The organism is Methylobacterium sp. GXS13, from assembly GCF_001455965.1.
In the GTDB taxonomy this organism is placed as follows: Bacteria; Pseudomonadota; Alphaproteobacteria; order Rhizobiales; family Beijerinckiaceae; genus Methylobacterium.
In genome coordinates this window covers 190,161-215,140 of record NZ_LKKO01000001.1, presented here as the reverse complement: position 1 = coordinate 215,140, position 24,980 = coordinate 190,161, and the positions used below count along the sequence as shown (strand labels likewise).

The 24,980-nt window shown below is 69.0% G+C and carries 26 protein-coding genes; 6 read left to right on the top strand and 20 right to left on the bottom strand.

What is annotated here, in order from left to right:
* Nucleotides 1-117 precede the first annotated feature (117 nt).
* Both AO398_RS01150 and AO398_RS01145 read right to left on the bottom strand, forming a co-directional pair.
* A complete protein-coding gene (locus AO398_RS01150; RefSeq protein ID WP_058190167.1) occupies nt 118-1,116 on the bottom strand; it encodes a LacI family DNA-binding transcriptional regulator in 999 nt (332 codons plus the stop codon).
* A 109-nt stretch (nt 1,117-1,225) separates the two neighbouring features.
* Complete coding sequence (locus tag AO398_RS01145) at nt 1,226-1,729, bottom strand: MucR family transcriptional regulator (RefSeq protein ID WP_058190166.1); 504 nt, start codon at nt 1,727-1,729, stop codon at nt 1,226-1,228.
* Nucleotides 1,730-2,061: 332 nt separating this feature from the next.
* On the opposite strand from AO398_RS01145, the gene AO398_RS01140 reads away from it, so the two are divergent.
* On the top strand, nt 2,062-3,834 hold the full coding sequence (locus AO398_RS01140) for an outer membrane beta-barrel protein (RefSeq protein WP_058190165.1): 1,773 nt from the start codon (nt 2,062-2,064) through the stop codon (nt 3,832-3,834).
* A gap of 7 nt (nt 3,835-3,841) precedes the next feature.
* On the opposite strand, the gene AO398_RS01135 is transcribed toward AO398_RS01140, so the two are convergent.
* Entirely contained in the window at nt 3,842-4,546 is a 705-nt protein-coding gene (locus tag AO398_RS01135) for an SDR family oxidoreductase (protein ID WP_058190164.1), read from the bottom strand.
* A 58-nt stretch (nt 4,547-4,604) separates the two neighbouring features.
* The gene (locus tag AO398_RS01130; RefSeq protein ID WP_244498646.1) at nt 4,605-5,072 is read right to left on the bottom strand and encodes a nucleoside deaminase; all 468 of its coding nucleotides are present in this window, start codon (nt 5,070-5,072) and stop codon (nt 4,605-4,607) included.
* 171 nt (nt 5,073-5,243) lie between these two features.
* On the opposite strand from AO398_RS01130, the gene AO398_RS01125 reads away from it, so the two are divergent.
* From AO398_RS01125 to rsmD, 4 genes are all read left to right on the top strand, one after another.
* Nucleotides 5,244-5,435, top strand: coding sequence for a CsbD family protein (locus tag AO398_RS01125; RefSeq protein WP_058190163.1), 192 nt, complete (start codon nt 5,244-5,246; stop codon nt 5,433-5,435).
* 77 nt (nt 5,436-5,512) lie between these two features.
* Nucleotides 5,513-5,689 carry a DUF1328 domain-containing protein gene (locus AO398_RS27195; RefSeq protein ID WP_082643075.1) on the top strand — a complete coding sequence of 59 codons (177 nt, stop codon included), beginning with the start codon at nt 5,513-5,515 and terminating at the stop codon, nt 5,687-5,689.
* 129 nt (nt 5,690-5,818) lie between these two features.
* A complete protein-coding gene (locus AO398_RS01120) occupies nt 5,819-7,699 on the top strand; it encodes a pseudouridine synthase (protein ID WP_082643074.1) in 1,881 nt (626 codons plus the stop codon).
* Nucleotides 7,696-8,253 carry a 16S rRNA (guanine(966)-N(2))-methyltransferase RsmD gene (gene rsmD, locus AO398_RS01115; RefSeq protein ID WP_058190162.1) on the top strand — a complete coding sequence of 186 codons (558 nt, stop codon included), beginning with the start codon at nt 7,696-7,698 and terminating at the stop codon, nt 8,251-8,253. Before AO398_RS01120 ends, rsmD begins: the two co-directional genes overlap by 4 nt.
* A gap of 7 nt (nt 8,254-8,260) precedes the next feature.
* On the opposite strand, the gene AO398_RS01110 is transcribed toward rsmD, so the two are convergent.
* The 4 genes from AO398_RS01110 to AO398_RS01095 form a co-directional block, all read right to left on the bottom strand.
* On the bottom strand, nt 8,261-8,608 hold the full coding sequence (locus AO398_RS01110; RefSeq protein ID WP_058190561.1) for a cupin domain-containing protein: 348 nt from the start codon (nt 8,606-8,608) through the stop codon (nt 8,261-8,263).
* Nucleotides 8,609-8,690: 82 nt separating this feature from the next.
* Nucleotides 8,691-9,143: a helix-turn-helix transcriptional regulator gene (locus tag AO398_RS01105; RefSeq protein ID WP_058190560.1), complete on the bottom strand. Its 453-nt coding sequence runs from the start codon at nt 9,141-9,143 to the stop codon at nt 8,691-8,693.
* Nucleotides 9,144-9,527: 384 nt separating this feature from the next.
* Nucleotides 9,528-10,466 (bottom strand): alpha/beta hydrolase, encoded by a 939-nt coding sequence (locus tag AO398_RS01100; protein WP_058190161.1) that lies wholly within the window; start codon nt 10,464-10,466, stop codon nt 9,528-9,530.
* Nucleotides 10,463-11,002, bottom strand: coding sequence for a phasin family protein (locus tag AO398_RS01095; RefSeq protein WP_058190559.1), 540 nt, complete (start codon nt 11,000-11,002; stop codon nt 10,463-10,465). The genes AO398_RS01100 and AO398_RS01095 overlap by 4 nt, the downstream gene beginning before the upstream one ends.
* Nucleotides 11,003-11,235: 233 nt before the next feature.
* On the opposite strand from AO398_RS01095, the gene AO398_RS01090 reads away from it, so the two are divergent.
* Nucleotides 11,236-12,888 carry an AMP-binding protein gene (locus AO398_RS01090; protein ID WP_058190160.1) on the top strand — a complete coding sequence of 551 codons (1,653 nt, stop codon included), beginning with the start codon at nt 11,236-11,238 and terminating at the stop codon, nt 12,886-12,888.
* A gap of 4 nt (nt 12,889-12,892) precedes the next feature.
* On the opposite strand, the gene AO398_RS01085 is transcribed toward AO398_RS01090, so the two are convergent.
* The 12 genes from AO398_RS01085 to AO398_RS01030 form a co-directional block, all read right to left on the bottom strand.
* Nucleotides 12,893-13,225, bottom strand: coding sequence for a DUF6285 domain-containing protein (locus tag AO398_RS01085; RefSeq protein WP_058190159.1), 333 nt, complete (start codon nt 13,223-13,225; stop codon nt 12,893-12,895).
* A 2-nt stretch (nt 13,226-13,227) separates the two neighbouring features.
* Complete coding sequence (locus AO398_RS01080; RefSeq protein ID WP_058190158.1) at nt 13,228-14,238, bottom strand: phosphotransferase family protein; 1,011 nt, start codon at nt 14,236-14,238, stop codon at nt 13,228-13,230.
* A 3-nt stretch (nt 14,239-14,241) separates the two neighbouring features.
* A complete protein-coding gene (locus tag AO398_RS01075; RefSeq protein WP_058190157.1) occupies nt 14,242-15,009 on the bottom strand; it encodes an SDR family oxidoreductase in 768 nt (255 codons plus the stop codon).
* Between the two features lies 1 nt (nt 15,010).
* Entirely contained in the window at nt 15,011-16,189 is a 1,179-nt protein-coding gene (bktB, locus tag AO398_RS01070) for a beta-ketothiolase BktB (RefSeq protein ID WP_058190156.1), read from the bottom strand.
* A gap of 64 nt (nt 16,190-16,253) precedes the next feature.
* On the bottom strand, nt 16,254-17,459 hold the full coding sequence (locus tag AO398_RS01065) for an acyl-CoA dehydrogenase family protein (RefSeq protein ID WP_058190155.1): 1,206 nt from the start codon (nt 17,457-17,459) through the stop codon (nt 16,254-16,256).
* Nucleotides 17,460-17,495: 36 nt separating this feature from the next.
* Nucleotides 17,496-19,454 carry a DNA mismatch repair endonuclease MutL gene (mutL, locus tag AO398_RS01060; protein ID WP_058190154.1) on the bottom strand — a complete coding sequence of 653 codons (1,959 nt, stop codon included), beginning with the start codon at nt 19,452-19,454 and terminating at the stop codon, nt 17,496-17,498.
* Nucleotides 19,455-19,532: 78 nt separating this feature from the next.
* Nucleotides 19,533-19,886, bottom strand: coding sequence for a hypothetical protein (locus AO398_RS01055; RefSeq protein ID WP_058190153.1), 354 nt, complete (start codon nt 19,884-19,886; stop codon nt 19,533-19,535).
* 90 nt (nt 19,887-19,976) lie between these two features.
* A complete protein-coding gene (locus AO398_RS01050) occupies nt 19,977-20,963 on the bottom strand; it encodes a branched-chain amino acid ABC transporter permease (RefSeq protein WP_058190152.1) in 987 nt (328 codons plus the stop codon).
* Nucleotides 20,964-20,986: 23 nt separating this feature from the next.
* The gene (locus AO398_RS01045) at nt 20,987-21,874 is read right to left on the bottom strand and encodes a branched-chain amino acid ABC transporter permease (protein WP_058190151.1); all 888 of its coding nucleotides are present in this window, start codon (nt 21,872-21,874) and stop codon (nt 20,987-20,989) included.
* 36 nt (nt 21,875-21,910) lie between these two features.
* Nucleotides 21,911-23,128, bottom strand: coding sequence for an ABC transporter substrate-binding protein (locus tag AO398_RS01040; protein ID WP_058190150.1), 1,218 nt, complete (start codon nt 23,126-23,128; stop codon nt 21,911-21,913).
* 91 nt (nt 23,129-23,219) lie between these two features.
* Nucleotides 23,220-23,975, bottom strand: a complete 756-nt coding sequence (locus AO398_RS01035; protein ID WP_058190149.1) for an ABC transporter ATP-binding protein — start codon at nt 23,973-23,975, stop codon at nt 23,220-23,222.
* On the bottom strand, nt 23,968-24,726 hold the full coding sequence (locus AO398_RS01030; RefSeq protein ID WP_058190148.1) for an ABC transporter ATP-binding protein: 759 nt from the start codon (nt 24,724-24,726) through the stop codon (nt 23,968-23,970). The genes AO398_RS01035 and AO398_RS01030 overlap by 8 nt, the downstream gene beginning before the upstream one ends.
* Nucleotides 24,727-24,980 lie beyond the last annotated feature (254 nt).

The following is a 24,980-nucleotide window of genomic DNA, read 5'->3' as shown; positions in this document are numbered from 1 at the left end:
TGTGCGACGCAGCATCGCCCAAGGATGGGGCCTGACGGATTTTTGCATAGCGATGCAAACGCGACGCACCGTTGCGCCGCGTGCAGGCAATCCGGCAGGCGGTTCACATGGGGCCGGTCAGACCCGGGTGCTCCCGCGCTCCGTCAGCCGCGGCGGGATCAGCACGCGCTCGCCGTCAGCGGCATCCTCGGTAGACAGGCGAGCGATCATCGCCAAAGCGGCCTCGACCAGCGCCGGAACATCCTGATCGAAGCTGGTCAGGTCGTAGCCCCCCCATGCGGCGGCGGGGATATCGTCGTAGCCGATCACCCGCACGTCTTCCGGAATGCGGCGACCCGCGCGTCGCAGGGCGTCCATCGTTCCCAGCGCGCAGAGATCGTTGGCACAGAACAGACCATCGACCGGACCCTCGGCGTAGAGCCGCGTCGCTGCCTCGGCTCCGCCCTCATAGGTATAGGCGGCCCCCGCCACGCGTGGCGCCGGCAGGCCCGCTTCCCGCAGGCCATGGCGAAATCCGCTCAGGCGCTCGGTACTGGCCGGGCTGTCCGCAGGACCGGCGATGAAGGCCGGGTGGCGCAGGCCGGTTGCGTGCAGGAGCGCTGCGGCCTGTCGGCCCCCGAGCACGTTGTCGGAACTCACCGAGCCGACCCGCGCGGCTGTCACCGGCGTGTTGAACGAGACCACCGGGATCCGGGAAGCGGAGAGCGTTTCGGCCGCATCTCGCGAGAGCACCGCCAGGGCACTGACGATCGCGTCGACCCGGTACTGGGTCAGGCGGGCCGCCACGGCGTCCAGGGTGTAGTCGCTATCGACCGGAACCAGCAGGATCTGGTTGCCGGCCTCCCGCAGGCGCGACGAGAGGATCTGGACGACGCGCGCGTAGAACGCATTCTCCAAACCGCCGACCACCAGGGCCACGAGGCCGGACCGGTCGGTCAGCATGATCTTGGGGATCAGGCTCGGGCGGAAGCCGAGGGTTTCTGCCGCTGCCAGCACCTTGTCGCGCGTCCGCGCTGAGACGCTGGCACCCGGCGTGAAAGTCCGGGACACGGCCGATTGGGAGACCCCGGCCAAACGGGCAACCTCGATCGACGTCGGATAGCGTTTCGAAACCATGATCGACGTGCGTTGCGGTGGCGGACGATGCTCAGCTCAGCCTTCCGTCCGGCGTGTCACGTCGAGTCCGGTCCCTGTCAAACGGAACCGGTGAAAACAGCGCCTGAGCCTACTCGACCGGCGCCTTCTTGCGGCCGCGCGCCTTCGGGGCGGCTGGAGCCGGCGCATCCTCAGCGACCGGTGTCGCCGGGCCGCGGGACTTGCGTCGCTGCTGACCGAGACCGAGGGCACGGGCCAGCTCGGATCGCTGAGCCGAATAGCTCGCTGCGGTCATCGGGTAGTCCCGCGGCAAACCCCATTTGTCGCGATAGGCCTCCGGGCTGAGCCCACGCAGCGTCAGGTGACGGCGCAAGGTCTTGTAGGGCTTTCCGTCTTCGAAACTGACCAGATGATCGTGCGTAATCGATTTCCGGATCTGCGCAGGACTCATCTTTTCGACGACGGTCGTCGATGACGACCCCGAAGCCGAGAGGCTGTTCAGGGCGGCATGAATGCCACCGATCAGGCCCGGAAGTTCCGAGGGCGGAACGGAATTGTTCGACACATAGGCGGCGATGATATCGACGGCCAGCTCAATGTGTTCGGACTGCCCAGCTTCAGCGCTATCGCTCACGTTGAACCTCTGTCGTGCCAACTATCCGGGTCGGTGAATCCCTGAAGGAACGCATCGAATTCTGGCATACGATACCGGATCTGGGAGAAAATCTCAATCGCTACTTTTGCGAGACGACAGAATTTAAGAGCGACTGTAACGACGTGGGAAGAGCCGCGAAGGTTCGGCGTTGACGCCGCGTTAACCATGCCGGCGCTAGCTTACATTAACCATACCGACGACCTCGGCGGCGGCGGCGTGATCTGTAGATCCCGGCTGATGGAGCGCGGGGCATCGGTGGAGACCAAGATCAGGTGCGGATGGCGGACGCTGATCGGCGAGGACGGCAGGAGATGCGGCTCGCCCTCGCCGCCCTGACGCTCGCGTTTGCGGCATCGCCGGCCGTGGCCCAGCGCTTCGATGCGATCAGCCCGGTCACCGGCCAGCCCGACAATCCCGGCCTGGGGCAAGACACGGCACCCAACGGCCTCCCGGCCCTGCGGCGGCGCATTCCGGACGGACTCTCGCGCGAGGATGGTCGTACGTCATCGGGGGGAAGCGTCACCGGCGGCGAGCAGACCGGCGGCGACAGCCTGCGGTCGCCGCTGTCGCCCGCGATCCCCACACAGGGCCAGCCGGGGCTCTCGCAGCTCGGGACCCGCATCACCGACAGCGGTCAGCGCACCGGCGGATCGACAACAGCGCCGAATAACCGGACGCCGTCGAGCCTGCTGCGCTCCCGGGCCGCTCCGCCCCGCCGTCTCGGCTCAGCGACCCGCAGGGTCACCCAGGAGGTGACGCAGGTGCCGGCTCCGGCACTTCGCCTGACGCCGGTTGTCCAGCAGGCCGTGGTGGGCGTACCGGTACAGCCGCTTCTGGCATCGCGCCCGGTCCTGCCACTGTTCGCGATCACCCCGGCCCTGGGCCTGCTCACGCCGGGGTTCATCCTCGGTACGGACCTCGCTCGACCGATCCCCACCGATCCGGCCTACGCACCGATCGGCTACCGCATCGGTACCTTCACCGTGCTGCCGAGCTTCGCACAGAGCCTCGGCTACGACTCGAATCCGGATCAGACCAACCGGCAGTCCGCCCGGGGATCGGTGGCCCTGCGCACCGAGGCCGCCGTCGATTTCCGCAGCGACTGGTCCTCCAGTTCGCTCCAGGGCGCACTGCGCGGCTCCTATCTGGAGACGCCCCAGAACGAGGCGGCCAGCCGGCCGGCCGCGGACGGCACCGTCCGCCTGCGCATCGACGCGAGCCGCGATCTGCACATCGATGCGGAGGGCCGCTTCCTGGTCGACACGCAGCGCACGTCGAGCCCCAACCTGCAGGCCGCCGCGGCGACGAGCCGGCCGCTGCTGGCCGTCTACGGTGCGTCGCTGGGCGCGACGGAGACGTTCAACCGGCTCTCTGTGACCCTGCGCGGCTCGGTCGACCGCTCGCAATTCGACAACGCTCAGCTCGCGAACGGCGTGACCATCAACCAGGCCGATCGCAACCTGAATCAGTACAGCCTCCAGCTGCGCACCGCCTACGAGGTCAGCCCGGACCTCAGTCCGTTCGTGGACCTGCTGGGCGATACCCGCGTCTACGATCTGCGCCGGGACACCAACGGTATCCGCCGCGATTCCGACGGCATCGCCCTGATGGTCGGGGCGAGCTTCGGACTTGCGCGGTCTGTCACGGGTGAGATCTCGGCCGGCATCCAGCATCGCTCCTACGTCGATCCGTCGTTACGGGCGATCGACGCGCCGCTGGTCAACGCCGCGCTGGTCTGGTCCCTGAGCCCGCTCACCACCGTCCGGTTCACCGCCGCGACGGGCGTGACGGAGACCACGATCCTGGGCTCGAGCGGCATCCTCACCGAGGTCGCGACCGTGGAGCTGCAGCACGATCTGCTGCGCAACCTGTCGATCGTGTTCGGCGGCTCGTTCCTGAAGAACGACTACCAGGGCAGCACCATCCGGGAGAACGGGTTTTCCGCCACAGCTCGGCTCGATTACCGGTTCACCCGGTGGCTGACCTTGCGGGGTACCTACATCTACCAGCAGATCGACAGCACGGTGGTCGGTTCGAGTTTCCGCGACAACACCTTCCTGGTCGGCCTGCGGGTCAACCCCTGAGCCACAGTCAGAAGCGTTCGACCCAAGGGCGCAGCTCCACCTCCGAGGTCCAGGCACTACGGTCCTGGCGCAGCAGGTCGCGATAGGCGCGGGCGATGGCGTCCGGATCGAGATGGCTGTCCGGAGCGTCCGGCGGCTCACCGCCCCGGGCCGGATTCCGGATGGCGCCGTCGATCACCACGTGGGCGACGTGGATCCCCTGGGGCTGCAGCTCGCGGGCGAGGCTCTGGCCGAGACCACGCAAGGCGAACTTCCCCATGGCGAAAGGCGCGGAGCCGGCGAAGCCTTTCAGGCTCGCCGAGGCGCCGGTGAGCAGGATCGCCCCGTGCCGGTGCGGCAGCATCCGGCGTGCGGCGGCCTGTGCCACCAGGAAGCCGCCATAGGCCGAGACCATCAGGGATTGCGCCACCGCCGCCGGATCGAGATCGACCACAGGGCCGCGCAGCCGGCCGCTGGCGTTGTAGACCACCACATCGGGCGAGCCGCCGAGCGCGGGTTCCAGGCGGGCGAACAGGGCTTCGACCGCGCCCGGGTCACTCGCATCGCAGGCCTGGACCGCCGCTCCGGTCTCGACCGCGAGGGCGGCGAGCTTGTCGACATTGCGGGCGGCCAGCCCGACCTTCAACCCGTCCGCCGCCAGGAGCCGAGCGAGCGATGCGCTGAGGCCGGAGCCGGCCCCGACGATCAGGGCGCGCTGATAGGTCGGTGTCATGGGCGGACGCTCCGTTTGCTCCGTCAAGGATGCGGCAGAGCCACGGGTCTTCAAGTCCTCAATCACGCCGTTCTGCGAAGAATGCGCGAAGCAATTCAGCCGCCTCGGCTTCGCGAAAGCCGCCATAGACCTCCGGTGCGTGATGGCAGGTCGACTGGTTGAACACCCGTGGTCCGTGCTCGACCCCGCCGCCCTTGGGATCGGCCGCACCGTAATAAAGGCGTCGGATCCGGGCGAAGGAGATCGCGCCGGCGCACATCGGGCAGGGTTCGAGGGTGACGTAGAGATCACAGCCGGTGAGCCGCTCGTCACCGATGGCCGCACAAGCGGCGCGGATCGCGAGAATCTCAGCATGAGCGGTCGGATCGTGCAGCGCCCGGGGCCGATTATGGGCCACCGCGAGCACCGCGCCGTTCCGGACCACGACGGCACCGACCGGCACCTCGCCAGCTCGAACCGCCGCACGCGCCGCCGTGAAAGCTTGGTCGAACGCCCCGACGGCGCTCGCGGATTCTTGCTCAGCAATCTGGATCGGATCGATCGCCACGGGGTTTATCACCCCATCGCCGGGGCTGGCAGCACCCGGCGCCGGAGACCGATCCAGGGCAATGTTAATGCCTGGAACATTCGTCGCTTCGTCATTGTTGCCAGTTCGATTGCGGCGCCGCCGCGAGATGATTGGACGGAAGGAAACGCCATGAGCAGCACCACCGACAAGATCAAGGGCGCCGCCAACGAGGCCCTCGGCAAGGCCAAGCAGGGCCTGGGCGACGTGACCAACAACGACAAGATGAAGGCTGACGGCGCGGCCCAGGAGCTCAAGGGCAAGGCCCAGAGCACCGTCGGCGATGCCAAGGGCGCCGTTAAGTCGGCCACCGACAAGCTCTGAGTTCGAGCGTCTGATCGGATCGGAACCCGCCCACGGTGGGTTCCGATCCCGAACCGACTGACTTTCGCGAGGTTGCCATGATCGGTTGGGCTATCACGTTTCTCGTCGTCGCCCTCGTGGCGGCGCTCCTGGGCTTCGGCGGCATCGCCGGCACGGCCGTCGAGGCGGCCAAGATCATCTTCTTCGTGGCGATCGCCTTGTTCCTGATCTCCGCCGTGTTCGGCGTGATGCGCGGGCGATCCCCGAGACTCTGACGACGCGCCGACGGCGTGTGAACCGGGGCGGTCCTATCGGGCCGCCTCGTTTTGTTTGCGCGATGCATATTCCTTTGCCGCGGCTCAACCCGTCTCGCCTGTCCGGGCCGGCTCTGGTAAGGCCGGCACATGAGTGACTTGCCGAAAGACGATGTCCCGGGGGCTTCCGCCCAGCCGGACACCGAGACCACGCGAACCGAGCGTTGGACGCCCGCCACCGATGTGGGCACCGAATCCGAGACGAAGCTCGAGAGCGCTTCCGCGGCGAGCACGCCCCGGAAAGCGGTGGCTGAGCCCGTCGCCGACGCGTCCGACGAGTCCGACGCCCCGACCCCACCGGGCGAGCGCATCGCCAAGGCGATGGCCCGGGCCGGCATCGCCTCCCGGCGCGACGCCGAGGCGATGATCCTGGCCGGCCGCGTGAGCGTCAACGGCGAGACCCTGACGTCCCCGGCCCGCAACGTGACCGACGACGACGCGATCCTGATCGACGGCGAGCGCATGCCGGCGCGTGAGCGCAGCCGCCTGTGGATCTTCCACAAGCCGCGCGGCCTCGTCACGACCGCCCGTGACCCGGAAGGCCGCCAGACGGTCTTCGAAGTCCTGCCCGAGGATCTGCCCCGGGTGGTCGCGGTCGGCCGGCTCGACATCAACACCGAAGGCCTGCTGCTGCTCACCAACGATGGCGGCCTCGCCAAGGTGATCGCCCATCCCGACACCGGCTGGCTGCGCCGCTACCGCGTGCGCGCCCACGGCGACACCGATCAGGCCCAGCTCGACACGCTGGCCAACGGCGTGACCATCGACGGGATGGAGTACGGCCCCGTCGAGGCGACCCTGGACCGGGTCCAGGGCGACAATCTCTGGCTCACGCTCGGGCTGCGCGAGGGCAAGAACCGTGAGGTCAAGCGCATCCTCGAGCATCTGGGCCTGTCGGTGAACCGGCTGATCCGGCTGTCCTTCGGCCCGTTCCAGCTCGGTGATCTGGAAGTCGGCCTGGTCGAGGAGGTGCGCATGCGCGTGCTCAAGGACCAACTCGGCAAGGCCCTGGCCGAGCAGGCCGGAGTCGATTTCGAGAGCCCGGTGCGCGAACCGATCAGCGCCTTCGGCAGCCCCAAGAAGGCCGAGAGGCATGTCGAGCGGCCGCCGGCCGCCGGCCGCAACGCGGCCGCCCCGGCGCCGGCGCCCCGGGTCTCCACCGGTGGAGCCGGGTCCGGCCCACGCAAATCCGCCTGGCGGTCGGACGAGGAATCGGGCAAGCCGCGCGCCGCCCGCGTCCCGCGGCGGGGCGAAGATCCGCGCGCGTCGCAGGCGGCCGCGGCCGAGCGCGGCCATGAGCGTGTCGGATCGTTCCAGAAGGGCGATCGCCGGGTCGTGGTCGAGCGCCTGTCCGCAAGCCCGGTCGAGCCGGTCGCAGAGGAGAAGCCGCGGCGCCGTTACGCCGACCGCGGCGCGCCTGAGGGCGGGCAGCGGAGTTCCGCGGGTCGTCCGGATCGCGAGAGCTGGGGCAACCGCGGACCGTCGCCGCGGGGCGATCGGAGCGTGGGTGACCGTCCGAGCTACGGCGACCGTTCAGGGCCGCGCGAATCGGCCCGGGGTGCGTCCGGCCCGCGGGACGATGCGCGCCGGGACGACCGCCGTGATGCGCGGCCGGCTGGACGCGGAGATCGGCCCTATGGCGGTGGATCCGGTGAGGGCGCGCCGCGAAGCCAGAGCGGCTTCCGCGGTGAGCGTTCCGGCGAGGGCGCGCCGCGCGGCCAGAGCGGCTTCCGTGGCGGGCGTTCCGGCCCCGGCGGCAAGCCGGCTTTCGGCGCTCCGAAGCCCGGCGGCGGTGCGCGCCCCGGCGGTCGACCCGGCGGTTTCGCCGGCAAGAGCGCGGGTGGCTTCGCCGGCAAGGGCCCCGGTGCCAAGCCAGGTGGGCGTCCGGGCGGCTTCAAGGGTGGCGGCAAGCCCGGCGGCGCGAGACCTGGCGGCGGCGGCGGCGGTGGGCGTCCGCCGCGCGGTCGATGAGGATCGTCGGTGGCGCGTGGCGCGGCCGAAAGCTCGCGACCCCGCGCACCGACGCGATTCGGCCGACCTCGGATCGGCTCCGCGAGTCGCTCTTCAACGTCCTGACGCACGCCTATGACGAGGTCGTCGCCGGCGCACGGGTACTCGACCTGTTCGCCGGGACCGGCGCATTGGGCTTCGAAGCCCTGTCGCGCGGGGCGGCCTATGCCCTCTTGGTTGATGAGGGCGCCGAGGCCCGAGCGGTGATTCGCTCGAATATCGAGGCTTTCGGCGCCGAGGGGGTGACGCGGCTGTTCCGCCGCGACGCAACGCGCCTCGGCCCCGCCGGCACCACGGCGCCGTTCTCGCTGGTCTTCTGCGATCCACCCTACCATCGCGGTCTGGCGCCCCTGGCGCTGACGAGCGCGGCCGGTGGGGCCTGGCTGTCCCCCGGCGCCCTGGCGGTGGTGGAGGAGGCCGAAACCGTCCAGCTCGCATGGCCCGCGGGCTTCACACCGCTGGAGCGACGCGTCTCGGGCGGCAGCGCGGTGGCGGTGGCGCGGTTCGCCGGCTGAGTGGGACTCACGGGCGCTCGTCCGCTCCCACCTCCGGCCCGAAATGGATCGCGAGCCAGATCGTCGGTGACTCGGTACGCTCGACCCGATGGCGGCGATGGGGCTCAATCAGGAGGGTGTCGCCGGCTGTGAGCAGGCGCGGTGCCGCCTCGTCGGCGAAGCGCAGCTCGGCGGATCCGGCCAGGACCGCCACCCATTCCGCCTGCGGCTGATCGTAGTGAAAGCCCGGCGGGCTCGCCTGCCCGGTCGAGACGATGCGCTCGACCCGCAGGCCGGGTGCCGCGTGCAGGACCGTGACGACCTCGTCGGGCGCGTCGCCCTCAAGATCGGCGAAAAGGTTCGTCAGCGCAGCCATCATCGCCGTCATTTCCCGAGTCAGGATCGCGAGACGACGTGTGCCGTGCGGCGGAGCCGGTCAACCGGCTCCTCCTGGGGACTCAGGCCGACGGCGCAGCCGCACCGTTGGTCGCGGCATGCTGCTGAGCAGCGTCGGTGGAGGCGGTTCCATGGCCGATCCGGGCCGCGGACTTGACCAGGGCAATGACATCCCGGCGCATCTGGTCGTCGGCAATCTGATTGTAGGCGCGGAGCAGTTCCACCGCGCCGGCGATGCGGAGCAGCGCCGGACCGTTCTCGGTGGAAGCCTCCGGTTCCGGCTCGAAGAAGCTCGACACCGGCACGCCCAGGCGCTCGGCGATCGCTTGGAGGCGCCCGGCCCCGACCCGGTTCTTGCCGGTCTCGTACTTCTGAACTTGCTGGAAGCTGACGCCCAACGCGCTCGCAAGGGCGGATTGGCTCAGCCCGTTGGCCGCACGCAGGAACGCGATGCGGCTGCCGACCCCATGATCGATGGCCGTGGTCTGCTTCGGCTTGGGGGTTGGGTTGGACATGGTGGGAAGTCCGGACTTCGTCAGGTGGCTGCAGGCGTAGGCGTGCGGACCTTGGCCGACGCTCACAACCAACAGGTGCAACATCACACGGCCAAGGTCCAGACGTGACGCATGTTGATGCCACAGTGCAGCCGAGTGCGCAACGAATGGTCACGCTTGCGCGACTGTGCGGCATGAACAAAGGACCCTGGCTTTCACAATTAACCCAAGGCGACCGGCACAGAGATCAACGATCGATCAAGTCTGGCGATCCGGACTACGCAGGCCGGGACTTTTCGGCACCGATCGCGTTCGCACGATTGCCTGCGGCGCAAGTGATTCGGCTTCCTTTAGACTGATGGCACGCAGGCAATCGCGGAAGCGATCCGCTTTGGTTCTTGCCGATCAAGCGGCCGGGCCGAGCCAGTCGGTGACGATGCGTAGTTGCGTCTCGTCGAGCAGCGCGGGCGCGTGGCCGCAATCGGGGATCTCGATCCGCTCGGTGGGCGGGCCGCGCCGGGTCATCTCGTCGGCGGTCGAAGCGAGGAGCAGCTCCGAATGCGCGCCGCGCAGCAGCAGGACCGGACAGGTGATCGCGTCCCAGTCGCGCCACATGCTGACGCTGTAGACCCGGCCCGGACGGAACGCGTCACCGATCGCCGGATCATGATGGGGACGCCAGCCGCCGTTGGGCTCGGGGAAGAAGCTGTGCTTGGCGATGTGGCGCCACTGCTCGTCCGTCAGCGGCCCGAAAGCCGACAGCACGGTCCGAAGGCGCGACTCGCCGGATGCGAGGTTGTGGTGGAGCCGTGGGGCGTCGCGCAGACGGGTCCCGATATGGCGGATCGGCGCCCAGGGCAGGAACGGCCCGATATCGTTGATCACCATGCGGCGGATCGGCGTATTCGCCGCGCTTGCCAGTACCATGCCGGTGAGACCGCCGAGCGACGTCCCGACCCAGTCGATCTTTCCTTCGATCCGTAGGTGCCCGATCAGCGCCGCCATGTCGGCGGCGTATTGGGGCAGGCCGTAGAGTTCCGGATCCTTCAGCCAGCCGCTAAGGCCCCGCCCGGGCAGGTCCGGGCACACGACCCGGTAGCCCATCTGGGCCAGCTTGTAGCCGAGCGGGTCGAAATCCCGGCCCTGCCGGCTCAGGCCATGGACGCAGACCACGACGTGCGGGCTGGTCGGATCGCCCCATTCGACATAGGCGATCCGGTGAAAATCCTGCGGTGCGTAAGCGGCGAAATGCCCGGTCCGGAACGGCACGTCGGCATGGCTGAGGTCATCCAGGCGCGGCATCGGCTCGGATCCCGCCTCCTGCTCGGCACCGAGCGCAGTCACGGCGTTTCGGTGCGGGAGGCGGCCTCGCGGGCGAGGCGGCTGGTGGTCTGATGCAGGTCGACCATCTGGTCGGTCAGGCGGCGCGACTGCTCCTGCATGAACGTGACATGCAGGGCCGCCACCTCGCGGGCATCGGCCGCCTTCGCAAGGCGCTCGGCGAAATCCAGGGAGGCGCGGACATTGGTGTCGGAGGCGACTAGCATCCGGTGCCCGATCTCGCGCATCGCCGCCAGGGTGTGGCTGGCATTGTCCTCGAACGCATTGTAGAGCCGCGCCCCGGCGGACTCCCATTGCTCGCGCAGCCTGCGGGCGCCCGCCACGTTGCTGTCGGAGAGCTGGTGGGCCGTTTCCCGGCTGGAGCCCATCACCGAGCGCCAACCGTCGAAGCTCTGTGCCATCGAGGTCTCGAAGGCGTTGAGCGCCATCTCGCCCGCTTCGGCAAAGTGTTCGTAGGCGTCGCGGACCCGTGCGAGGCTGCCCTCGGCCATTTCGCGCCCGGCCTGCGGCGAGACCATCGGCAGGTTGTCGTTCTTCACAAGCCTCTCCCGCGCATCGACCGTCCAGATCGCATTCCGCCAGGGCGGGCCCGTCGTCAACCGCCGCCGCGTAACAGCACCTTGGATCGCCTCGACAGGTTTCGGCATCCGCGTGGCGGTGTGATGACCGAGGCCGCCTGTAACAGGCCGGCCGATTGACAGTCCGGCGGGACGCGACGTCATCTCAGGACAGTGCGTACGCCACGCCAGCCGCCCGATCAGAAGGCAGAACGATGACGGAGACAGATCCGCCCGGCACGGGCGCCCGGGAGTCCGATCGTCATCCATTCGAGACCGGGCTCGACCGCAATCGGGCCAATTATGTACCGCTGACACCGGCCAGCCTGCTGGCCCGGGCCGCCGCCTCGGTCGGGGCACGCGTCGCCGTGATCGACGGGGCCCGGCGCCTGACTTATGCCGATCTGTACGGGCGCTGCCGCCGCCTCGCCTCGGGGCTGGCGAGGCGTGGGATCGGGCGGCTCGACACGGTGGCGATCCTTGCGCCGAACGTCGCCGAGATGATCGAAGCGCATTTCGCCGTGCCCATGCTCGGCGCCGTACTGAATCCGCTCAATACACGCCTCGATCCGGCGACCATCGCGTTCTCCCTCGACCATGGGAGCGCCCGGGTGCTGATCGTCGAGGCGGAATACGGCGCTCTCGCCGCCAAGGCGCTGGCCGACCGGGCGCAGCCGATCCTGGTGGTGGAGATCGGCGCCACCGGCATCGCCGGCGCGATTCCCTACGAGACGTTGCTCGCGGAGGGCGACCCCGATTACGCTTGGCCCGGCCCGGCGGACGAGTGGCAGTCGCTCTGCCTGCTCTACACTTCGGGCACCACCGGCGATCCGAAGGGCGCAGTCTACAGCCATCGCGGCGCCTATTTGCAGGCGCTCGGCAACGCCGTTACCTTCGGGCTTACGGCGGAGAGTGCCTATCTCTGGACCCTGCCGATGTTCCATTGCAGCGGCTGGTCCTACCCCTGGGCGAGCGTCGCCGCCTGCGCGACCCAGATCTGCCTGCGCAAGGTCGAGCCGGCGGCGATTTTTTCGCTGATCGCCGAGCATGGGGTGACGCATCTCTGCGGCGCGCCGATCGTGCTCTCGCTGATCGCCCACGCCCCGGCCTCCGACCGGTTGCCCTTCCGGCAGCGGGTCCGCTGCGCGGTGGGCGGGGCGGCGCCGTCCTCGACGATCATCCGCACGATGGAAGAACTCGGCTTCGAGGTGACGCATCTCTACGGCGCGACCGAGAGCTACGGCCCGGCCACCGTCTGCCTGGAGCAGCCCGACTGGGCCGATCTGCCGGATGCAGATCGTTACGCCCGCATGGCGCGCCAGGGCGTGGCCCTGGCAACCCTGGAGGGCGTCGTCGTGGTCGACGCGGGCACCGATCAGCCGGTGCCGCAGGACGGGCTGACCGTCGGGGAAATCTGCCTACGCGGCAACACGGTGATGAAGGGCTACCTCGGCAATCCGGATGCAACGGCGCGCGCGCTGGCAGGCGGCTGGTACCGCACCGGCGACCTCGCCGTTTGGCACCCCGACGGGGCCGTGGAGATCAAGGACCGCGCCAAGGACATCATCATCTCGGGCGGGGAGAACATCTCCAGCCTGGAGGTCGAGGAGGTGCTGATGCGCCACCCCGCGGTGATGCTGGCCGCCGTCGTGGCGCGCCCGGACGCCACCTGGGGCGAGAGCCCCTGCGCGTTCTTGGAGATGAAGCCGGGCGCGGCGACCCCGACCGATCGGGAGCTGATCGAGTTCTGCCGCGAGCGGATGGCCCGGTTCAAGGTGCCCAAGACCGTCTTGTTCGGTCCCCTGCCCAAGACCTCGACCGGCAAGATCCAGAAGTTCGTCCTGCGCGAGCAGGCCCGGGCGATCTGAGCCGTCACGCGCCCGGCTTGGCCGGCTTCCAGATATCGGCGGCGGCGTCCGCCCCAGCCCTTAGGGCGGCGTGCAGCTCCGGATCGGCATCGCGCGCGCCGTCGCGGATCGCCCGGACCAGATCGTCCAGCCCGTCATCGCCCGCGCCGCCTAGCAGCCGCGTGCTAGTCTCCTTCAACCTATCCGCCTGCGCGATCTCGCGGGCGGCGATGCCGATGGCGTTGGCGACCATCAAGGCGACGTAGCGCGGACGGCCGGTGAGGCCGGGGACGACCTCTTCCGTCAGCGCCCGGCGGGCGGCATCCAGCGTGGCGGCGCCGGCGGGTTCGTCCTGCATGCTCAGCTCCAGCTTTCCGGGGCGGTGGCCCGCAGGATCGTGCGTTCCAGCTCCGGCACCATCCGGCCGGTGAGTGCCAGCTCCAGGGAGAATTCCCGGCCGGAGACGTGGCGGGCGCCCTGCTCCAGGGCGATCACCGCCCAGCGCAGATGCGCCATCACCTCCCAATAGGCGACACTCGCCGGATCAATTCTCCAGCCGCTCTCCTCGGTGTAGCCCCGGTAGAACGCCGCCCGGGAGCCGATGCCGCCGGCCTCCAGATCGGGGCGGCCGAAGCGCCAGCAGGTGGCGCAGAACCATCCGAGATCCTGCACGGGGTCGCCCCAGCCGGCGAATTCCCAATCGAGGATCGCGGTGAGCCCGGATTCGTCGATCATGTAATTGCCGGTGCGGAAGTCCCGGTGCACCAGGGTCGGCGCCGGGCAGTCCGGCGCCCGAACCTCGCCCCAGCGCAGCCCCCATTCGATCGCCGGGCGCCGGGCGCCGATCCCGTCGAGGCTGGCGCGCAGCCGGGCGATCTCGGCGAGTGCCGGCTGCTTCTCAGGCGTGCCCAGGAAGGCGAGCGCGGCAGGGGGCTCGCGCGGATCGAGGGCGCCGTGGATCCGCGCGAGCTCGCGGCCCAGCGTCTCGGCGAGAACTTCTCGGTCGCCGCCGAGAGACAGGTCCTTGGCGATGCGCGGCCCGAGGCCGACGCCCTCGACCAGGCCCATCAGCGCGAAGGGCGCGCCCAGAACCGCCGGGTCAGCGCAGAAGCCGACGGGCTCCGGCACCCGCACCCCCGCCCGCCAGACCGCTTCGAGAATGCGGAACTCCTCCGACCTCGATCGGCTCGACGCGATGGTGGCAGCCGCGTCCATGCGCAGCACGAAGGCCCGCGCGGTGTCGCCGATCCGGCAGCGGACCAGTCGGTTTTCCTGGATTGAACCGCCGCCCAGTGGGCGGATCTCCTCGATGACGAGATCCGGACTGTCGAGAAGCCCGGCGATCCAGTCGCGCAGCCGTGTCTGGTCCATCGGCTAGAGCCCTGACACGAGGTGGCCGCCATCGACCGCCACGACGCTGCCGGTCATGTACGAGCCGGCCTCCGACGCCAGCAGCAAGAGCGGCCCGTCCAGCTCCGAGGCCTCGCCGAGGCGGCGCTGCGGCACGCGCTTGATCAGCGCCTTGCCAGGCTCGGAGTCGAAGAACGCGTCGTTCAGCTCGGTGGCGATGTAGCCGGGGGCGAGCGCATTCACCCGGATCCCGTGGCGGGCCCATTCCAGCGCCAGGCTCTTGGTGAGCTGCACCACCCCGGCCTTCGAGGCGGCGTAGGCCGCCTGCTCGCCCGTGACCCGCAGGCCGAGGATCGAGGCGATGTTGACGATGCTGCCGCCGGCCCCGTGCCGGACCATCCGCCGCCCGGTCGCCTGCGCCACCAGCCAGACGCCCTTCAAATTTGTGTCGAGCACGAAGTCCCAGTCGGCCTCCGCGAGATCGAGGGCCGGCTTCGTGGCCGTGACGCCGGCATTGTTGACCAGCACTGCCACGGGGCCGAACCGCGCCTCGGCTGCGTCGAGGGCCTGCTCGACGCTCGCGGCGTCGGTCACATCCATGACGATGGCGTGCGCCTCGCCGCCGTTAGCCTCGACCCGCGCGACGGTCTCGGCGAGTGCGTCGGCGCGGCGGGCGCCGAGCGAGAGGCGTGCGCCGGCCCTGGCCAGCGTGCCCGCGAAATGCCGGCCGAGGCCGCTCGAGGCGCCGGTGACCAGCACGTGCCGGCCGGTGAGATCGAACAGGTCCGCCATCTCAGTGCACCCGCTCGATCGCCATGGCGATGCCCTGGCCGCCGCCGATGCACATGGTGACGAGCCCGTAGCGGCCGTTGACCCGGGCCAGCTCGTAGAGCGCCTTCACGGTGACGATCGCCCCCGTGGCGCCGAGGGGATGTCCGAGCGCGATGGCGCCACCGTTCACGTTGACCTTGGCGGGGTCGAGGTCGAGGGCGCGGGCGACCGCGCAGGCCTGGGCCGCGAAGGCCTCGTTGGATTCGATCACGTCGAAATCGGCCGCGCGCAGGCCGGTCCGTTCCAGCAGGCGCTGCACCGCCGGCACCGGCCCCATACCCATCTCGGACGGATCGACCCCGGCATGGGCGTAGCCGACGATCCGGGCCAGCGGCTTCGCACCGTCCCGCTCGGCCGCGGCCGCGCTCGCCAGCACCACGATCGCGGCGCCGTCGTTGAGCCCCGAGGCGTTGCCGGCAGTGACGCTGCCGGCCTTGGAGAAGGCCGGGCGGAGCTTGGCGAGCTCCTCGGCGCTGGTGGCCTTCGGGTGCTCGTCGGTGTCGAACGCCACGGTCTCGCGCTTGCGCTGGACCTCGACGGCTAGGATCTGCTCGCGGAACCGGCCCTCGCGGATCGCTCGCGCGGCCCGAGTCTGGCTCTCGGCGGCGAAGTCATCCTGCATGCTGCGGGAGATGCCGTAGCGCGCGGCGACGTTCTCGGCGGTGACGCCCATATGGCCGTGGCCGAACGGGTCGTTGAGCACGCCGACCATGTAATCGACCAGGGCCGCATCGCCCATGCGCTGGCCGAAGCGACTGGTCTTGAGGAGGTGCGGCGCGCGGCTCATGCTCTCAGCGCCGCCGGCCACCGCGATTTCGGCGTCGCCCAGCATGATCGCTTGGGCGGCCGAGACGATCGCTTGCAGGCCGCTGCCGCACAGGCGGTTGACCGTGAGCGCCGGCACCTCCTTGGGCACCCCGCCCTCGATGGCCGCGACCCGGGCGATGTAGGCGTCCCGAGGCTCCGTCGGGATGACGTGGCCGAGCACCACATGGCCGACTTTTTCGGGGGCAGTCCTTGAGCGCTTCAGCGCCTCCGCGACGCATTGGGCTGCCAGCTCGGCCGGCGGGATTGCGGCGAGCGAGCCCCCGAAGGTGCCGATCGCGGTGCGCACCGCACCGGTGATCACGACATCGGTCATTCTTTTTGGACCTTAGGATGAGGGGGTGGGTTGGAGGTTCACGTCACGGACGAAAACACGCCGGTTACGCCTCGACACCCCAAGTCCAGAACGCATCGCCCTCGGCCTCGAGATTGCGGTTGAGCACCATCTTGTGGACCTCGTCGGCGCCGTCCACCAGCCGGGCCTGCCTGGCGTAGCGATAGATCCATTCGAGCGGCGTGTCGGTGGAGTAGCCCCGGGCGCCATTGATCTGGATAGCGATGTCGGCCGCCGCATGGACCAAGTTGGCGACGTGGACCTTGGCCATCGAGACCTCCTTGCGGGCAAAGCTCCCCTGGTCCAGCGCCCAGGCGGCCTTCATCACCAGCAGCCGGCCGATCTCGATCCGCATGGCGAGGTCGCCGAGCATCAGCTGGATGCTCTCCCGGTCGGCGAGGCGGATCCCGAAGCCGTGGCGCTCGCCCGCGAGCGGCCGGGCGATCTCGACGCAGCGCTTTGACAAGCCGAGCCAGCGCATGCAGTGGGTCAGCCGGGCCGGGCCCAGGCGGATCTGGGTCAGCTTGAGGCCGTCGCCGTCGTTCATCAGGACGTTCTCGGCCGGGATCTCCAGCCCGTCGAACAGCAATTCGCAATGGCCGCCATGCTCCTCCGGACCCATGATCGGGATCCGGCGCAGGATCTCCCAGCCGGGCTGGTCCTTGTGGAACAGGAAGGCGGTCAGCCCCTTTCGGGCATCGTCGGAGGTGCGCGCCATCAGGATGAAGTGGGCGGCCTCCTCGGCCCCCGTGATGTACCATTTGCGGCCGGTGACCACGTAGGTGTCGCCCCGCCGCTCGGCCCGGGTCTGGATCATGCCGGGATCCGAGCCGCCGCCGGGATGCGGCTCGGTCATGGCGAAGGCGGAGCGGACCTCGCCGCGCACGATCGGGTCGAGCCAGCGCGCCTTCTGGGCCGGGGTCGCGACCTTCTCCAGCACCATCATGTTGCCGTCGTCGGGGGCGGCGGAGTTGAACACCACCGGCCCGAAGATCGAGCGGTTCATCGCCTCGTAGCAGACCGCCATGCCGACCTTGTTCAGCCCGGCGCCCCCGGTCTCGGCCTTCAGTTGCAGGCACCACAGCCCCTCGGCCTTCGCGAGCCCGCGCAGCCGCGCCAGTTCGGTAAGGCTGATATTGCCGTGCCCATCATAGGCCGACCGATCCGCTTCCACCGGTAGGATCTGCGCGTCCACGAAGGCCGCGATCCGCGCGCGGTAATCCTCGACACGGCGGGAGATGGTGAAATCCATGGTCGCGGGCTCCGGCGGGGTGCGGTGCGAGGGACGTTATCGGCGGCCGAACAGCCGCTCGATATCGGACAGCTTCAGCTCGATCGAGGTCGGGCGGCCGTGGTTGCACTGGCCAGAATTGGGCGTCGCTTCCATCTCGCGGAGCAGCGCGTTCATCTCCTCAGGCCGCAGACGCCGCCCGGCGCGGACCGAGCCGTGACAGCTCATGCGCGAGAGCACCGCGTCGAGGCGCCGGCCGAGCGGGCCGCCCTCGGTGGCGGGGGCGCCGCCCTCCTCGTCGCCGCTGGATTCCAGGGCGTCGAGGATGTCGGTCACGAGGTCGCGGATCGAGGCGCCGAGCAGGGCCGCCGGGACCTCGCGCACCAGCACGGCGCCGGTCCCGAACGCCTCGATGGTGAGGCCGAGCCGGTCGAGATCCGGGGCGGCGGCGATCAGGCGCTCGGCCGCGTCCGCGCTCATCTCGACCACGTCGGGGATCAGGAGGCCCTGGCGGGCGATGCCGCCGCGGGCCCGCTCCGCCTTCATGCGCTCGTAGACTAGGCGCTCGTGGGCGGCGTGCTGATCGACGATGACGAGGCCGTCCCGGGTCTGGGCCAGGATATAGGTCTCGTGGATCTGGGCGCGGGCGGCGCCGAGGGGATGGTCGACGGCTTCGGCCGCCTCGGAATCGGTGCGAACATCGGCTTGGGGCGGGGCCGTCAGATCCGCCGGGCCCGCGAACGCGGCCTGCGCCGCCTCGCCGAAACCCTGCGGCTCCCCGAAGACCGGCTCCGCATTCTCGAGGGATGACCCGGGGGCCGGACGCCAGCTCTCCAGCGGGCGGTAGCCCGAAGGCGCGGCCACGGACGGCGTGCCTGCCGGGAAGAAGCTCGGCCGCGCAGAGCGAAACAGGCTCGGCGCCGCGGCGCCGGTATGGGGCACGAGCGCCGGGCCGGCCGGGCGCAGGGCGTCGAGGGTCCGGCTGGCGCCGGTCGTGGCCGAGCGCGCCCCGCCCCGGCGCAGGGCGTCGTGAATCGCGCTGACCACGAGCGCCCGCACCAGGCCCGGCTCGCGGAACCGCACCTCGGTCTTAGCCGGGTGGACGTTGACGTCGACATGGTCGGGATCGCAGGCGATGGCGAGCCCGAGCACGGGGTGTCGGTCGGAGGCCAGGGTATCGGCATAGGCCCCGCGCACCGCGCCGAGCAACAACCGGTCGCGTACCGGGCGGCCGTTGACCACGAGATGAATGTAGCCGGCCGCTCCCCGGTGATAGGTCGGCAGGCCGACATGGCCGGTGACCCAGAAGCTCTCGCGGATGAGCGATACCGGCAGGGCGTTGGCGGCGAAATCTGGCCCGAGCACCGCGGTCAGGCGACGCAGTTCCGCTTCCGGCCCGGTTTCGGCGGGCAGGAGCAGCGGCTGACCGGCATCCGCCTTCAGGGTGAAGCGGATGCCGGGCTGGGCCACGGCGAGACGCCGCAGGGTCTCGGCGATGGCGGAATTCTCGGCCCGGTCGGATTTCAGGAATTTCAGCCGGGCCGGGGTCGCGGCGAACAGTTCGGTCACCTCGATCCGGGTGCCGCGCTGGGCCGGGGCCGGACGGACCGGACCCTTCAACCCGGCCTCGACGGTCAGGCTCGCCCCGGCCTCGGCGCCCTCGGGACGGGTGGTAATGGCGAGACGCGAGACGGCGCCGATCGAAGGCAAAGCCTCGCCGCGGAAACCCAGCGTGTCGATGGCCGAGAGGTCGCCGCCCGGCAGCTTCGAGGTGGCATGACGCTCGACGCAGAGCGCCAGGTCCTCCGGGCTCATACCGCGGCCGTCATCGACCACCCGGATCAGCCGACGGCCGCCATTCTCCACCACCACGTCGATCGTGCGGGCGCCGGCATCGATGGCGTTCTCGACCAGCTCCTTCACGGCCGAAGCCGGGCGCTCCACCACCTCGCCCGCGGCGATGCGGTCGACGAGGATCGGGTCCAGGCGGCGGATGACGGGATGGGGGGCGGACATCGAGGCGCACGATAGCCCGCGGGGGACGGCGCTCCTAGGGTCCCGGGTGACAGCGTTGGCGTCGCAAAGCCGCGGCGCTCAGGCGCGGCGGCTGGAGCCACCCAGGGAGATGCGGCTGCCAGCGGGCCGGGCGCCGTGGCTCGGCGCCTTGTAAGGCCGGCGGGACGCATCATAGAGCGCATTGCCGACGAGGCCAGCGGTGCGGCGCAGGATCGCGCCGTCGCAGGTCGCCGCAACACGCACGCCGATCTCGTGGGTGTGGCTGCGGCCATACAGCCAGACGGCGAGCCGTGCCCGGGTCGCCTCGGGGATGCCGTCAAGAATATAGGACGCCGTATCGGCGTCGGCCTTGATCAACTGGCCGACGGTTTCGGGCGGGATCGGGCAATCCACCGCGGGATCGTCGATGCTCAGTGGCTGGGTCTTCGTCATGGTCAAACCTGTCAGCCCGGGAACTGCAGGTTGAGGTGCCTTGGTTAACGAAGCGTCAACGGCCTGGGCCGCGCACGGCATGGACGTGTGTCACAGAGGCCTCCGGATCAGCTTCGCGACGAGCCCGACGATCCCCTCGCGGAACAGGAGGACGCAGAGCACGAAAACGCAGCCCTGGATGATCGTCACCCAGGCGCCGAATTGCGCCAGGTAGGTCTCCATGGTGACGATCACCAGCGCGCCGACGATTGGGCCGAACACGGTGCCCATGCCGCCCACCAGCGTCATCAGCACCACCTCGCCCGACATCGACCAATGGACGTCGGTGAGGGAGGCGAGCTGGAACACGATCGCCTTGGTCGAGCCCGCGAGCCCGGCCAGGGTCGCCGAGAGGACGAACACCGCGAGCTTGTACTGGTTGGCCCGGTAGCCCAGCGAGATCGCCCTTGGCTCGTTGTCCCGGATCGCCTTGAGCACCTGCCCGAACGGCGAGTGGATGATCCGGTAGATCAGCAGCATCCCGGCCATGAAGATCACGCAGACGAGACCGTACATCGCCCGGTCGTCCGCGAGGCTGAACACCCCGAACAGATTGCCCCGCGGCACGGCCTGGATGCCGTCCTCGCCGCCAGTGAACTTGGCCTGCAGCGAGAAGAAGAACGCCATCTGGGCAAGCGCCAGGGTAATCATCGAGAAGTAGATCCCCTGGCGGCGGATCGCCAGCGAGCCGAAGATCAGCCCGAGCAAAGCGGCCGTGACGGTGCCCGACAGGATCGCCAGCTCCGGGGTGAAGCCGAGGCTTTTGGCCGTGTAGGCGCAGAGATAGCTCGCCATGCCGAAATAGGCGGCGTGGCCGAAGGACAGCAGGCCGCCGTAGCCGAGCAGCAGATTGAAGGCGAGGGCGAACAGCGCGAAGCACAGCACCTTCATCAGGTAGACCGGATAGAGCACCAGCGGCGCCGCGATCAGCAGAAGAGCGATGCCGACGAAGATCATCCGGTGCAGCGCCTTGTCGTCGCGGCGCGTCGGCAGCGCGGCGGCGATCGGTGCGACGTCGATGGCGGCGGTGTCGGCCATGGGATTCGTCCCTAAGATCGCGATCAGGCCGTGCGCCCGAACAGGCCGGCGGGTTTGACGAGCAGTACCAGCACCATGATCACGAAGATCACGGTGGCCGAGGCCTCGGGGTAGAACACCTTCGTCAGGCCCTCGACCAAGCCCAGCGCGAAGCCGGTGATCACCGAGCCGATGATCGAGCCCATGCCGCCGATCACCACCACGGCGAAGACCACGATGATGATGTCGGCGCCCATATTCGGGTTCACCGAGTAGATCGGTGCCGCGAGCACGCCGGCAAAGCCCGCGAGCGCCACGCCGAACCCGTAGGTCAGGGTCAGGAACAGGGGCACGTTGACCCCGAAGGCCTGGACCAGGGTCGGGTTCTCGGTGGCCGCGCGCAGATAGGCGCCGAGCTTGGTCTTCTCGATTACGAGCCAGGTGGCGATGCAGACGGTGAGCGAAGCCACCACCACCCAGGCCCGGTAGTTCGGCAGGAACATGAACGGCAGGCGCTGGCCGCCCGACAGCTCCGCCGGGATCGCGTAGGGCAGGCCCGAAACGCCGTACTGGTTGCGGAACAGGCCCTGGGTGATCAGCGCCAACCCGAATGTCAGGAGCAGGCCGTAGAGGTGGTCGAGCTTGTACAGCCGGGCGATCAGCACCCGCTCCAGCAGGATACCGAAGGCGCCCACCACCAGCGGCGCCAGACCGAGCGCCCACCAATAGCCGAGCCCAACATAGGACAGCAGCATCCAGGCCACGAAGGCGCCCATCATGTAGAGGGCGCCATGGGCGAAGTTGATGATGTTCAAGAGCCCGAAAATGATCGCGAGCCCAAGCGACAGGATCGCGTAGAACGAGCCGTTGATCAGGCCGAGCAACAACTGCCCGAACAGCGCCTGGGTCGGCACGCCGAAGATCGTGGTCATCGCTCGCCCCTCATGGCCGTCCGTGGCGCCGCACCGTCAGCCCTTGACCAGGGGGCAGTTGCCCTCGCCCAGCGGGCGGAAGACCTGATCGCCGGGGATCGTCTCGAGCTTGTTGTAGAGGTCCCACTCGCCCTTCGACTCGGAGGGCTTCTTGACCTCGAACAGGTACATGTCGTGGATCTTGCGCCCGTCCGCGCGGATCGTACCCTTGCCGAACAGCGGGTCGTCGGTGGGCATGGATTTCATCTTGGCGACGACGGCGGCGCCGTCGGCGGTCGATTTCATCTCGGCCATCGCCTTGAGGTAGTGGAGCACGTCCGAATACACGCCGGCATGGTTGGCAGTGGGCTTGGAATTGCCCTTCATCTGCTTGGAAAACCGGTCCGAGAAGGCCCGGGTCTGATCGTTCAGGTCCCAATAGAACGGCTCGGTGAGGACGAGGCCCTGCGCGACCTTGGTGCCCAACGAGTGCACGTCCGAGGAGAACACCAGGAGACCGGCCAGCGCCTGACCGCCCTCGGTGATGCCGAACTCACCGGCCTGCTTAATCGAATTGATCGTGTCGGTACCGGCATTGGCCAGCCCGATGACCTTGGCGCCGGACCCTTGGGCCTGAAGCAGGAATGAGGAGAAATCCGAGGTCGGGAACGGGGTCTTGACCGAGCCGACGACCTTGCCGCCGTTCTTGGTGATCACCGCACTGGTGTCACGCTGCAGGGTCTGGCCGAACACGTAGTCGGCGGTGAGGAAGAACCAGGTGTTGCCGCCGCGCTTGACCATGGCGCCGCCAGTGCCGTTGGCGAGCGCCACGGTGTCGTAGACCCAATGGATGGTGTTCGGCGTGCATTGCGGACCGGTGAGGTCGGCGGTGCCGGCGCCGGTATCGATGAAGACCTTGTTCTTCTCTTTGGTCACCTGGCTGATCGCCAGGGCCACCGAGGAGGTGACGCCGTCGGTGATCATGTCGACGTTGTCGCGATCGTACCATTGCCGGGCGATGGCGGCACCGACATCGGGCTTGTTCTGATGGTCGGCGGAGACGATCTCGACCTTCAGCCCATGCTCGGCCGGCTTGAAATCTTCGACCGCCAGCTTCGCGGCGACCACGGAGCCCTCGCCGCTGATATCGGAATAGGCGCCCGAACGGTCGCCCAGAATGCCGATCTTTACGTTCGTCTGCGCGCTCGCGCCGCCCACCATCAGGGCACCGGCGAGGGCGGCGAGGGAGACGGACCCGATGAGACGTCCGAACATGGTCTTCCTATCCTCCAGCGGCGCAGCGGATCCCCGCCTGCCGAGTGTCCGACGCCGTTCTCCGGCGCTTATTGGGTATTGGCCGTCCGCCTCAGACGCCGAGATAGGCGTGAAGCTTGTCGATATTGGCGTCAAGCTCGGCATTGGGGATCATGTCGACCACCCTGCCCTGCTCGATAACGAAGTGCCGGTCGGCCAGCGTCTGCGCGAAGCGAAAATTCTGCTCGACCAGAACGATCGTATAGCCCTGGGACTTCAGTTGCTGGATCGTCCGGCCGATCTGCTGGACGATCACCGGCGCGAGACCTTCGGTGGGCTCGTCCAGCAGGATTAGCTTGGCGCCGGTCCGCAGGATGCGGCCGATGGCGAGCATCTGCTGCTCGCCACCCGAGAGCTTGGTGCCCTGGCTGCCGGCGCGCTCCTTCAGGTTCGGGAACAGGGTGTGGATCTCGGCCACCGTCATCCCGCCGGGCTTCACCCGGGGCGGCAGCATCAGGTTTTCCTGCACCGTGAGGCTCGCAAAGATGCCGCGCTCCTCGGGCACGTAGCCGAGGCCGAGACCGGCGATGTTGCGCGAGGCCATCCGGATGGTCTCAACCCCGTCATAGACGATCGAACCGGTGCGCTTGCCCAGGATGCCGATGATCGCCCGGAGGGTCGTGGTCTTGCCGGCGCCGTTGCGGCCCAGCAGCGTGATCACCTCGCCGGCCCGGACATCGATATCGATGCCGTGGAGCACGTGGCTCTCGCCGTACCAGCCTTCCAGCCCGCGCACGGTCAGAAGGGCGTCCGTCGCCGGGGCCGGCAAGGACGTTTTAACAGGCGTCTTCACAGCGGTCTCAAGCATGTCCCGCCCCGATATAGGCCTCGATCACCCGCGGATCCTTCGAGACGGTGGCGTAATCGCCCTCGGCCAGGACCTGCCCGCGGGCCAGGACGGTGATGCGGTCCGACAGCGACGCGACCACCGAGAGATTGTGCTCGACCATCAGGATGGTCCGGTCCTTGGAGACCCGCCGGATCAGCTGGGACGTCCGGTCCACGTCCTCGTGGCCCATCCCGGCCATCGGCTCGTCGAGGAGCAGCATCTCCGGATCGAGCGCCAGGGTGGTGGCGATCTCGAGCGCCCGCTTGCGGCCGTAGGACAGCTCGACCGCGAGCGAGTCGGCGAACTCGGACAGGCCCACGGCCTCGACGAGCGCCAGGGCCTCGCCGTCGAGCGCCCGCAGCACCTTCTCGGGACGCCAGAAATCGAACGAATCGCCTCGCCGCCGGCGCTGGAGCGCGATCCGCACATTCTCGGTCACGGTCAGGTGCGGGAACACCGCCGAGATCTGAAAAGAGCGCACGAGACCGAGCCGCGCCACGTCGGCCGCCCGCATCCCGGTGATGTCCCGATCCTTGTACCGAATGGTGCCGGCAGTCGGGATGAGGAACTTCGTCAGCAGATTGAAACAGGTGGTCTTGCCTGCACCGTTCGGACCGATCAGCGCGTGGATCGTTCCGCGCTCGACTTCCAACTTGACGCCGTTGACGGCCCGGAATCCTTTGAATTCCATCGTCAAGCCATCGGTCGCCAGGATCACGTCCCGTGCCAAGCGCGTCCCTCCCGCGTATGTTTTATTACCTGCCATATCGCCGATCCGGCCGTGACCAGTCCATCGCAAACGGTCCGCGCGACGGGACAATCCCCGGCTCATGATATGCTGATGGTTCTTGGCTTCCGGTCAGGGCTCTGATCTCCGATGCCGATGCCGACGCGAATCGCGGCCGGCTGCCCCATCCCGCAAGCTCGGTGCGCCGGGGACCGTTGCTTGACCCCGCCACCGGCCCCCCTGTAACTCAGACAAAT